This window comes from Virgisporangium aurantiacum (assembly GCF_016863635.1).
GTDB lineage: Bacteria > Actinomycetota > Actinomycetes > Mycobacteriales > Micromonosporaceae > Virgisporangium > Virgisporangium aurantiacum.
Genome location: NZ_BOPG01000011.1, coordinates 192,329 through 202,541, shown reverse-complemented (window position 1 = coordinate 202,541; position 10,213 = coordinate 192,329). Strand labels below are relative to the sequence as shown.

At 69.0% G+C, this 10,213-nt stretch carries 8 protein-coding genes; 6 read left to right on the top strand and 2 right to left on the bottom strand.

The genetic code is table 11. The features are described from left to right. The 5 genes from Vau01_RS08825 to Vau01_RS08805 all read left to right on the top strand — a co-directional run. Positions 1 to 171, top strand: a 171-nt coding sequence (locus tag Vau01_RS08825; RefSeq protein WP_203989123.1) for an RICIN domain-containing protein, incomplete at its 5' end; no start/stop codon positions are given. A 26-nt stretch (positions 172 to 197) separates the two neighbouring features. Then, positions 198 to 3,011: a PQQ-dependent sugar dehydrogenase gene (locus tag Vau01_RS08820; protein WP_203989121.1), complete on the top strand. Its 2,814-nt coding sequence runs from the start codon at positions 198 to 200 to the stop codon at positions 3,009 to 3,011. A 14-nt stretch (positions 3,012 to 3,025) separates the two neighbouring features. After that, positions 3,026 to 4,714 carry a ThuA domain-containing protein gene (locus Vau01_RS08815; RefSeq protein ID WP_203989088.1) on the top strand — a complete coding sequence of 563 codons (1,689 nt, stop codon included), beginning with the start codon at positions 3,026 to 3,028 and terminating at the stop codon, positions 4,712 to 4,714. Positions 4,715 to 4,735: 21 nt separating this feature from the next. Further along, entirely contained in the window at positions 4,736 to 7,591 is a 2,856-nt protein-coding gene (locus Vau01_RS08810; protein WP_203989086.1) for a glycosyl hydrolase family 95 catalytic domain-containing protein, read from the top strand. Positions 7,592 to 7,937: 346 nt separating this feature from the next. Beyond that, positions 7,938 to 8,393 (top strand): VOC family protein, encoded by a 456-nt coding sequence (locus Vau01_RS08805; protein ID WP_203989084.1) that lies wholly within the window; start codon positions 7,938 to 7,940, stop codon positions 8,391 to 8,393. Here Vau01_RS08805 and Vau01_RS08800 read toward each other — a convergent pair. Next, entirely contained in the window at positions 8,367 to 8,855 is a 489-nt protein-coding gene (locus tag Vau01_RS08800) for an Lrp/AsnC family transcriptional regulator (RefSeq protein ID WP_203989082.1), read from the bottom strand. The genes Vau01_RS08805 and Vau01_RS08800 overlap by 27 nt on opposite strands. A gap of 114 nt (positions 8,856 to 8,969) precedes the next feature. On the opposite strand from Vau01_RS08800, the gene Vau01_RS08795 reads away from it, so the two are divergent. Continuing rightward, positions 8,970 to 9,554 carry a dihydrofolate reductase family protein gene (locus tag Vau01_RS08795; protein ID WP_239151430.1) on the top strand — a complete coding sequence of 195 codons (585 nt, stop codon included), beginning with the start codon at positions 8,970 to 8,972 and terminating at the stop codon, positions 9,552 to 9,554. 196 nt (positions 9,555 to 9,750) lie between these two features. Here the strand turns inward: Vau01_RS08795 and Vau01_RS08790 are convergent, their stop codons facing one another. Beyond that, positions 9,751 to 10,146 (bottom strand): VOC family protein, encoded by a 396-nt coding sequence (locus Vau01_RS08790; RefSeq protein WP_203989080.1) that lies wholly within the window; start codon positions 10,144 to 10,146, stop codon positions 9,751 to 9,753. Between the last annotated feature and the right edge of the window lie 67 nt (positions 10,147 to 10,213).

The window sequence follows — 10,213 nt, the reverse complement described above, 5'->3', positions numbered from 1 at the left end:
TCCTGCACGGGCGGAGCCAACCAGCAGTGGAACGTGAACGCCGACGGCACGATCACCGGTGTCCAGTCCGGCCTGTGCCTCGACGTCACCGGCGCGGCAACCGCCAACGGCGCCGCGGTCGAGCTGTGGACGTGCAACGGCGGCAGCAACCAGCAGTGGATCCGGTCGTGACCGGCCGCCGTAGGAGAACACGCGTGATGGCGGCGGCTGCGGCCGCCGTCCTCTCGGCCGCCGGCATGGTGGCGACCACCGTCGGTGCCGGGCAGCCGGCCGCCGCGCACCCGGTCAACGCGGCCGACTTCCAGCAGGTCGAACTCGCCCGAGGGGTGGCCGAGCTGGGGGAGCCGATGTCGATGGCGGTGCTGCCGGACCGCTCGGTGCTGCACACCGCCCGCACCGGGGTCCTTCGCCGGACCACCGCCGCCGGCGTCACCACCGTGATCGGCACCCTGCAGGTCTACACGCACGACGAGGAGGGCCTGCAGGGCGTGGCGGTGGACCCGGGCTTCTCCACCAACCGGTTCATCTATCTCTACTACGCGCCGCCGTTGTCGACACCGGGCGGTGACGCGCCGGCGACCGGCACCGACTTCTCCGCGTGGAACGGGGTGAACCGGCTGGCCCGGTTCACGCTCAACGCCGACTTCACCCTCAACACCTCCAGCCAGGTGACGGTGCTGGAGGTCGCGACCAGCCGCGGGATGTGCTGCCACGTCGGTGGCGACATCGACTTCGACGCGGCCGGCAACCTCTATCTGTCCACAGGGGACGACTCGAACCCGTTCGACTCCAGCGGCTACACCCCCATCGACGAGCGCACGAACCGGAATCCGGTCTACGACGCGCAGCGCAGTGCGGGCAACACCAACGACCTCCGCGGCAAGGTCCTGCGGATCAAGGTGAACGCCGACGGAACGTACACGATTCCGTCGGGCAACCTGTTCGCACCGGGCACCGCCCGGACCCGGCCGGAGATCTACGCGATGGGCTTCCGCAACCCGTTCCGGCTCAGCGTCGACAAGGCGACCGGCGCGCTCTACGTCGCCGACTACGGGCCCGACGCCGGCACGACCGACTCCTCGCGCGGACCCGCGGGCCAGGTCGAGTTCAACCGGATCACGTCCGCCGGCAACTACGGCTGGCCGTACTGCACCGGCACGAACACGACGTCGGAGACCTACGTCGACTACACGTTCCCGAGCGGACCGTCGGGCAGCCGGTTCAACTGCGCGGCGCCGGTCAACAACTCCCCGCGCAACACCGGCCTGACCAACCTGCCGGCCGCGCGCCCGGCGTGGATCAAGTACGACAACTGTTCGCTGGCCGCGTTCGGCTGCGGTTCGGAGTCGCCGATGGGCGGCGCGGTGTACCGCTACGACGCGGCCAACCCGTCCACGGTCAAGTTCCCCGCCGCTCTGGACGGGCACTACTTCGCGATGGAGTTCGGCCGGCGCTGGATCAAGACCGTCGACGTCAACTCCGACGGGTCGGCCGGGCAGATCAACGACTTCCCGTGGCGCGGCACGCAGGTCATGGACAGCGCGTTCGGCCCCGACGGCGCCCTGTACGTGCTCGACTACGGCACCGGCTGGGGCAGCGGTGACTCCTATTCCGCCCTGTACCGCATCGAGTACAACCAGGCCGGCAACAACCAGTCCCCGCTGGCCCGGGCCGCCGCCAACCGCACGTCCGGCACTGCGCCGCTGACGGTCGACTTCTCCTCGACCGGCTCGGCGGACCCCGAGGGCGGCGCTCTGCGCTATGCGTGGAACTTCGGTGACGGCGGCACGTCCTCGGCCGCCAACCCGAGTCACACCTACACCGGCAACGGCCAGTACACGGTCTCGCTCACGGTGACCGATCCGGCCGGTCTCACCGCCACCGCGTCGGTGGTGGTGACGGTCGGCAACACCGCGCCCACGGTGACGCTGACCGCGCCGGCCGACGGAAGCCTGTTCAACTTCGGCGACAACGTGCCGTACACGATCACGGCGTCGGACCCCGAGGACGGCACGATCGACTGCAGCCGGGTGAAGCTGACCTACTTCCTCGGCCACGACGAGCACGCCCATTCGATCACCTCGAGCACCGGATGCTCGGGAACGCTGCAGATCCCGGCCGACGGGGAGCACGACACGGCGGCCAACCTGTACGCGGTGTTCGACGCCGAGTACACCGACCGGGGTGCGAACGGCCAGCCCGCGCTGACCACGCACACACAGCAGATCCTCCAGCCACGGCACCGGCAGGCCGAGCACCGCGGCACCCAGTCGGGCACCACGCTCGTCAGCAAGACGACCGCGGAGGGCGGGCAGACCGTCGGCGACATCAGCAACGGCGACTGGATCGCGTTCCAGCGCTACGCACTCGCCGGTGAGAGCCGGTTCACGGCCCGGGTGTCCTCCGGTGGCGCCGGCGGCACGCTTTCGGTCCGCGCCGGCTCGCCGACCGGCACGGTGCTCGGATCCGTCACGGTGCCGGTCACCGGTAGCTGGGAGACCTTCACCGACGTGTCGACGACACTGTCCGGAGCCCCGGCCGGCACCACCACCCTGTATCTGACGTTCCACGGCGGCACCGGAACGCTGTTCGACGTGGACGCGTTCACGTTCGGCACGGCCCCCGTCGGTGGCGGAACCGGCCGGATCGTCGGCGCGAGCGGCGCCTGCGTCGACGTCAACGGGGCCAGCTCCGCCGACGGCGCCAAAATCCAGCTGTGGACCTGTAACGGCGGCGCCAACCAGCAATGGACCCGCAACGGCACCACCTGGCGGTCACTGGGCAAGTGCATGGGCGTGGCCGGCGGCGCTACCGCCGACGGCAGCGCGGTGCAACTGTCGACCTGCAACGGCTCCGGCGGGCAGAACTGGACCGCGGGAGCCAACGGCTCCCTGGTGAACCCTCAGTCGGGCAAGTGCCTCGACGCCAACGGCGGCAGCTCCGCCAACGGCACCCAGCTGATCGTCTGGAGCTGCCACGGCGGCACCAACCAACGCTGGACCACGCCATGAGAGGAACCTCGACCATGCGAAAGCTCTTTGGCGTCGCGGCAGCGGCGTTGGTGATCCTGGCGGGCACCGGCGGCACACCCGCGCGCGCCGCGGACGCACCGTACGACGTGCTCGTGTTCTCCAAGACCGCCGGCTTCCGGCACGACGCGATCGCCGTCGGCATTCAGACGATCCGGGATCTGGGCGCGGCCAACACCTTCACGGTGACCGCGACGGAGGACGCGAGCCAGTTCACCGCCACCAATCTCGCCCAGTTCGAGGCCGTCGTCTTCCTCAACACCACCGGCGACGTGCTCAACGCCACCCAGCAGAGCGCCTTTGAGACCTACATCCGGGCCGGCGGCGGGTACGTCGGCGTGCACTCGGCCTCCGACACCGAGTACGACTGGCCGTTCTACGGCGAGCTGGTCGGCGCGTACTTCTCCTCGCACCCGGCGATCCAGCCGGCCACCGTGCGGACGGAGAACCGGGCGCACGCGGCGACCGCCGGGCTGAGCCCGACCCAGACGCGGACCGACGAGTGGTACAACTTCCGCACCAACCCCCGGTCGTCCGCCCGGGTACTGTCCACATTGGACGAATCGAGCTACTCCGGCGGCACGATGGGATCCGACCACCCGCACACCTGGTGCAAGACCTACCAGGGCGGGCGCTCGTTCTACACCGGGGCCGGCCACACCCAGGCCAGCTACAGCGAAGCGGGCTTCCGGGCGCTGCTCCTCGGCGGCATCAGGTACGCGGCCAACCGCACCAGGGCCGACTGCCGGCCGGAAACCGGATACACCACCCTCTACAACGGCGCCACCACCGGCTGGTCCCAGGCCGGGCCGGGCGGATTCAGCAACAGCAACGGCACGCTGACGTCATCCGGCGGGTTGGGCATGCTGTGGTACAGCACGAAGGAGTTCCGCTCCTACTCGCTGAAGCTTGACTGGATGATGCCGGGTGACGACAACTCCGGCGTCCTCATCGGGTTCCCGGCCAGCAGCGACCCGAACTCGGCCATGAACAACGGGTACGAGGTGCAGATCGACGCCACCGACACCGGGGACAGGACCACCGGCGCGGTGTACGGGTTCCAGTCGGCCGACATCGCGGCCCGCGACGCCGCCCTGAACCCACCGGGCGAGTGGAACACCTACGAGCTGCTGGTCGAGGGCGAGCGGCTGCAGGTGTTCCTGAACGGCGTGAAAATCAACGATTTCACCAACACCGACCCGGTGCGGTCGTTGACCTCCGGCTACATCGGCATCCAGAACCACGGCGCCGGTGACGACGTGTCGTTCCGCAACATCCGGATCAAGGAGTCGGGCGGAACGGTTCCCCGGGTCGGTCCGATCACCGGCGCCGCGGGCAAGTGCGTCGACGTCAGCGGCGGAAGCTCCGCCGACGGCACGAAGATCCAGCTGTGGAGCTGCAACGGCGGCAGCAACCAGCAGTGGACGGTCAACGCCAACACGCTGCGCGCGTTGAACAAGTGCATGGGCGTCGCCGGCGGCGGCACCACGAACGGCGCGCTGGTCCAGCTGTCGACCTGCAACGGATCCGGCGGCCAGAACTGGACCCAGGGAAGCAACGGCTCTCTGGTCAACCAGCAGTCGTGCAGGTGCCTCGACGCCAACGGCGGCAGCTCCGCCGACGGGACACAACTGATCATCTGGACGTGCCACGGCGGCGCGAACCAGCGCTGGACCCTTCCGTGACGCGCTGCTGGGAGACATGGCATGACTGACGTGACCCGCAGGAAACTGCTCACCGCCGGTGCCGTCGGCGCCGGAGCCGCGTTGCTGCCGACGGGCTGGACCGCGGTCGCCAGGGCCAATTCGACGCCACCGGCAGGTGTGCTGGCCGCCGGGGACCTGGCGCTCTGGTACGACGAGCCCGCGGGCACCGACTGGTTGCGGGCGCTGCCGATCGGCAACGGACGTCTCGGTGCCATGGTGTTCGGCAACGTCGACACCGAGCGGCTGCAGCTCAACGAGGACACCGTGTGGGCCGGTGGTCCCTACGACTCGGCGAACACGCGCGGCGCGGCCAACCTCGCGGAGATCCGGCGACGGGTCTTCGCCGACCAGTGGACCTCGGCCCAGGATCTGATCAACCAGACGATGCTCGGCAGTCCGGCCGGACAGTTGGCGTACCAGCCGGTCGGAAACCTCCGGCTGGCGTTCGGCAGCGCCAGCGGGGCGTCGCAGTACACCCGGACGCTCGATCTGACCACCGCCACGGTGACCACGACGTACGTGCTGAACGGCGTGCGGTACCAGCGGGAGGTGTTCGCGAGCGCACCGGACCAGGTGGTGGTGATCCGGCTGACCGCCGACCGGGCCAACGCGGTCACCGTCAGCGCCACGTTCGACAGCCCGCAGCGGACGACGGTGTCCAGCCCGGACTCCGCGACGATCGCCCTCGACGGCATCTCCGGAACGATGGAAGGCATCGCCGGCTCCGTCCGCTTCCTCGCCCTGGCGAGCGCGAGCGTCACCGGGGGCACGGTCAGCAGCTCCGGCGGCACGCTGCGGGTGTCCGGCGCGACGAGCGTCACCGTGTTGGTGTCGATCGGGTCCAGTTACGTCAACTACCGCACGGTCAACGGCGACTATCAGGGCATCGCGCGTCAGTACCTCGCCGCCGCCCGCAGTGCCGGGTTCGACCAGCTCCGCGCCCGGCACGTGGCCGACTACCAGAGGCTCTTCAACCGCGTGACGATCGACCTGGGTCGCACGTCGGCGGCCGACCAGACCACCGACGTGCGGATCGCCCAGCATGCGAGCGTCAGCGACCCGCAGTTCTCCGCCCTGCTGTTCCAGTACGGCCGGTACCTGCTGATCTCCTCCTCGCGGCCGGGAAGCCAGCCGGCGAACCTGCAGGGGATCTGGAACGAGGAGATGGCCCCGTCCTGGGATTCGAAGTACACCATCAACGCGAACCTGCCGATGAACTACTGGCCGGCCGACACCACGAACCTGGCCGAGTGCTTCCTGCCGGTCTTCGACATGATCCGGGATCTGGCGGTGACCGGTGCCCGCACGGCCCAGGTGCAGTACGGCGCCGGCGGCTGGGTGACCCACCACAACACCGACGCGTGGCGCGGTTCGTCGGTGGTCGACGGCGCGTTGTGGGGGATGTGGCAGACCGGCGGCGCCTGGCTCGCCACGATGATCTGGGACCACTACCTGTTCACCGGCGACGTCGAGTTCCTCCGGACCAACTACGCGGCCATGAAAGGCGCCGCCCAGTTCTTCCTCGACTCGCTGGTCACCCACCCGACGCTCGGATACCTGGTCACCAACCCGTCGAACTCGCCGGAGCTGCCCCACCACGCGAACGCCAGCGTGTGCGCCGGGCCGACGATGGACAACCAGATCCTGCGCGACCTGTTCACCGGGGTCGCGCGCGCCAGCGAGACCCTCGGTGTGGACGCCACGTTCCGCACCCAGGTACTGGCGGCCCGGGACCGGCTGGCACCGACGCGCGTGGGCTCGCGGGGCAACCTCCAGGAATGGCTCGCCGACTGGATCGAGACCGAACGCACGCACCGCCACGTCTCCCACCTGTACGGCCTGCATCCGAGCAACCAGATCACCAGGCGGGGGACACCCCAGCTGCACCAGGCCGCGCGTCAGACCCTGGAGCTGCGCGGCGACGACGGGACGGGCTGGTCGCTCGCCTGGAAGATCAATTTCTGGGCACGGCTGGAAGACGGCGCACGCGCCCACAAACTCGTCCGCGACCTGGTGCGAACGGATCGGCTCGCGCCCAACATGTTCGACCTGCACCCGCCGTTCCAGATCGACGGCAACTTCGGCGCCACCTCCGGTATCGCCGAGATGCTGCTGCACAGCCACAACGGCGAGCTGCACGTGCTGCCCGCGCTGCCGTCGGCGTGGCCGACCGGCAGCGTCACGGGTCTGCGCGGTCGCGGTGGATACACCGTCGGCGCTTCCTGGAGCACCAGCGGGATCGAGCTCACCGTCACGCCGGACCGCGGCGGTGCCGTCCGGGTCCGCAACGGCATCTTCGCCGGCACCTACCAACTGCGCGACGAGACGAGCGGTGTCACCGTCCAGCCCACGCGGGTCGAGACCGATCTCGTCGAGTTCGCCGGCCAGGCCGGGCACACCTACCGCGCGTCGGCCGTGCGATCGGGACCGGTGGAGACCGGCGTGAACTACCGGTTGGTGGCCCAGCACAGCGGCAAGGCCGCCGACATCAACGGCGCGTCCACCGCTGTCGGTGCGGTGCTGATCCAGTGGCAGATCGGCAGCGGGCTCAACCAGCAGTTCGACTTCCTGGCCTCGGACGGCGGCTACTACCGGATCCGGGCCCGGCACAGCGGCCTGGTCCTGCAGGTCGCCGGCACCGGTACCGGCGCCGACATCACCCAGCAGACCGACATCAACGCCACCGGCCAGCAGTGGCGGGTGGAGGACCAGGGCGGCGGGGTGGTGATCCTCGTCAACCGCCAAAGCGGCCTGGCCATGGACGTGTGGCAGGCGTCCACCGCCGACGGCGCCCGTGTCTCCCAGTGGACCCGCACCGGTGCCGCCAACCAGCGCTTCCAACTCCAGCGCGCCTAGCCCATCGAAGGAGTGGAGACGCTGCGGGCGCCGAGGCGTTCCCGCTACTGTGGCGAGTTGGCGATCGACGCCGACGATCTGGCCTCGTGGGCGGACAGCTCCGGGGTGCCGGTGGAACCGCCCGCGTCTGACGGCGATTGACCATCGCCAGCGCCCACGCCGCGACGTCTCGACATTGGTCATGGACCCCCTGCACGGCTTCTGACATCAATCCGAGACGATTCCATACGCCGGCCTCAAATCGACGCCACGACAACTTCAACGGTACGAGGTGCACGCATCTGGAGTGTCGCCACAGGCAGCGATGCCGGAGTCCGCCCGCACCCGGACGACGTACCATGTCCGGATGGAGCAGCGCATCACGTTGGTCACGCTGGGGGTCTCGGATCTCGGTCGTGCCAAGCGCTTCTATGAAGCCTTGGGCTGGTCCGGCCAGGAGGTCGAGGAGACGGTCTTCTTTCAGGCGGGCGGAATAGGAATCGTTCTGTGGCACCGGGACAAACTCGCACGGGACTGCGGTCTGGAGCCGTCTCCGCCGGTGCCTTTCGGCGGGATAGCCCTGGCACACAACGTCCGGTCCGACGCGGAGGTGGATGATCTGCTCCGAGCCGTCGAACGGGCCGGTGGGACCATCACCAAACCCGCCGCCCGCAACGCCATCGGCTTCTACTCCAGTGCCTTCCTGGACCCGGACGGCCACGCCTGGGAGATCGCCTGCAACCCGTCGTTCACCCTCGCCGAGGACGGATCGGTCACGCTGCCGGACTTCGGCGGTTCAGGTGTTCGGGGCGCGCGTGGGTAGGGCGCCGCTGGTTCGTACCGGGTCGAGTACGAACAGGGTCGTGTAACGCCGCACGTTCGGCGCCTCGTTGAACAGCCGGTGGGCGACCTCGGTGTGGTGGGGCATGCCGCTGCACGCCAGTACCACGACGTAGTCCCAGTCGCCGGAGACGTCGTAGATCTGCTGCACCTCGGTCGCGTCGAGCAATCGCTTGCGGAACGCCTGCTGGTGTCGGCTGGATTCGCGTTCGAGCGTCACTAGGCACACCGCCAGTAACACGGTGGGCAGGTGAATCGGGTCGAGCAGGGTGACCTGCCGCGCAATCACACCGTGTTTGCGGTAGCGGTCTATGCGCCGCTTCACGGCGCTGGGCGACAGCGCAACGATATCGCCAAGTTCGCGAAGGGTCCGACCGGAGTCGCGCTGCAGCAGGCCGAGCAGATGATGATCGACTTCGTCGAGTGCAGGGCTCGAATTCGGCATGCAACAATTTTGCGTCGCGGCGGCAGAATTTTCAATCGCGTTCAGGTCGGCTGCGGCTAGCGTCTGCTGGCAATGCGGTTCGAGGAGCCGCTGCGACGGCGAAGGAGAAGGTCCATGTCCTCATCCGTGCTTTACATGTCGATGTCTCTCGACGGGTACATCGCGGGTCCTAACGACAATCCGAACAACCCCGGCGGTGACGGAGGGGCGGTCGAGCGGCTCCACAGGTGGGGCTTCACCGAGACGGGGGACGTCCTGCGGTCCGGACCGGCCGGCGAGTTGGCCGACGCGATGGAGGCGACCGGTGCGGTGGTGGCCGGCCGCCGCACCGTGGAGCAGGTCGATCACTGGAAAGGCAGCCATCACGGAATGCCTGTGTTCGTGCCCAGTCATCGACCGCCCGGCCCCTCGGTGGCCAACTATCCGTTGGTGACGTACGTGAGCGACGGGATCGCCAGCGCGATGGCACAGGCGAAGGCCGCGGCCGGAGACCGTGACGTGATGGTGCACGGTGCGTACACGGCACAACGGGCGTTCGAGGCCGGCGTGCTCGACGAGATCCAGATCCACCAGATCCCGGTGCTGCTCGGCGCTGGTCGTCGCCTGTTCGACGGGTCGCCCACGCGCATCGAGTTGGAGGTCGTCCGGGTGATCGATACCCCGGAAGCGACTCATATCCGCTACCGCGTCCTCCGCTGAGCCGTCACCCGCATCCGCCTCCCGACGGGGGCGCTGCGGGTCCGCCGGTTCAGGAGCCGAGGAGCCGCTTCCGTTCCGATGCGACGACCTCGCGGGCCAACTGCGCCGAACGGACCAGGCCCGTGCCAACGCCGGCCTCGGCCGCGTCTACCGCACCCTCAACCAACGATCCAACGCCCGGCGGCACCTCCAGCGCTCATCGAAGCTCACCCGTGATGATCCACAGATGGCCGAACGGGTCACGGATGCGGCCCGACCGCTTCCCGAACGGCCAGTTCTGGATCGGCACCACCACCTCGGCGCCGTGAGCGAGCATGCGCTCACCGGTTTCGTCCGGGTCGTCGACCTCGATCTCGAGGAGGACCGGAGAGCCGTTGAGATCGTCCGGCGAGGACCATCCCCACGATGAGACAGCGGGCGAGACCCGGAAGGACGAACGCCCGATGCGGTGATCGACAACGGTGGGTCGGCCGTCGTCGCCCGGCGGCGCACGGAAGACCTGCTCCGCGCCCAGGGCGTCCCGGTAGAAGGCCGACGCACGATCCGGGTCGGACACGATCAGACGAGCGGAGATTTCGGTGTTCTGCATCATGCACCCATCGTGGAACTCCGACGGCGCCGGAGTCTTGAACATCTGGGAACGGTTCGTTACCGGAGCC

Bases quoted from the DNA above. Each gene is read 5' to 3' on its own strand.
- Vau01_RS08805 (WP_203989084.1), top strand. From the start codon at position 7,938: ATGGAGCAGCGCATCACGTTGGTCACGCTGGGGGTCTCGGATCTCGGT.
- Vau01_RS08800 (WP_203989082.1), bottom strand. From the start codon at position 8,855: ATGCCGAATTCGAGCCCTGCACTCGACGAAGTCGATCATCATCTGCTC.
- Vau01_RS08820 (WP_203989121.1), top strand. From the start codon at position 198: ATGGCGGCGGCTGCGGCCGCCGTCCTCTCGGCCGCCGGCATGGTGGCG.
- Vau01_RS08790 (WP_203989080.1), bottom strand. From the start codon at position 10,146: ATGATGCAGAACACCGAAATCTCCGCTCGTCTGATCGTGTCCGACCCG.
- Vau01_RS08795 (WP_239151430.1), top strand. From the start codon at position 8,970: ATGTCCTCATCCGTGCTTTACATGTCGATGTCTCTCGACGGGTACATC.
- Vau01_RS08810 (WP_203989086.1), top strand. From the start codon at position 4,736: ATGACTGACGTGACCCGCAGGAAACTGCTCACCGCCGGTGCCGTCGGC.
- Vau01_RS08815 (WP_203989088.1), top strand. From the start codon at position 3,026: ATGCGAAAGCTCTTTGGCGTCGCGGCAGCGGCGTTGGTGATCCTGGCG.